We start from the raw sequence: 401 nt of genomic DNA, 5'->3' as shown, positions 1-401 counted from the left end.
ATCGAACCGATGGAATGCTCATTTCTAAGCTTTATACAATCGAAGCAGTAGTGGTGGAGCCAAGCGGGATCGAACCGCTGACCTCCTGCGTGCAAGGCAGGCGCTCTCCCAGCTGAGCTATGGCCCCATTACAAAATTGGTGGGTCTGGGCAGATTCGAACTGCCGACCTCACCCTTATCAGGGGTGCGCTCTAACCAACTGAGCTACAGACCCAATTTCGAGCTTGTAACTGTTAGCTATGAGCTATCAGCTTGGAGCTTAAAGCTGCTTCTATCGTCTTCTTCAATGAATCAAGCAATTCGTGTGGGAGCTCATGAAGCAGCTGCGGTCGTCGATTAAGGAGGTGATCCAGCCGCAGGTTCCCCTACGGCTACCTTGTTACGACTTCACCCCAGTCATG

2 tRNA genes and 1 rRNA gene are annotated in these 401 nt (G+C 51.9%); all 3 read right to left on the bottom strand.

The annotated features are described in order from the left end of the window. Positions 1–51: 51 nt before the first annotated feature. Positions 52–127: transfer RNA gene (locus Q7F16_RS30110), tRNA-Ala, on the bottom strand. 10 nt (positions 128–137) lie between these two features. After that, positions 138–214: transfer RNA gene (locus Q7F16_RS30105), tRNA-Ile, on the bottom strand. A 123-nt stretch (positions 215–337) separates the two neighbouring features. Beyond that, a 16S ribosomal RNA gene (locus Q7F16_RS30100) occupies positions 338–401 on the bottom strand; the annotation flags it as partial.

This window comes from Pseudomonas sp. Lb2C2, from assembly GCF_052112205.1.
Classification (GTDB): domain Bacteria; phylum Pseudomonadota; class Gammaproteobacteria; order Pseudomonadales; family Pseudomonadaceae; genus Aquipseudomonas; species Aquipseudomonas kilonensis.
The sequence above is the reverse complement of the archived record's forward strand: the minus strand, read 5'-3'. Positions and strand labels throughout refer to the sequence as shown.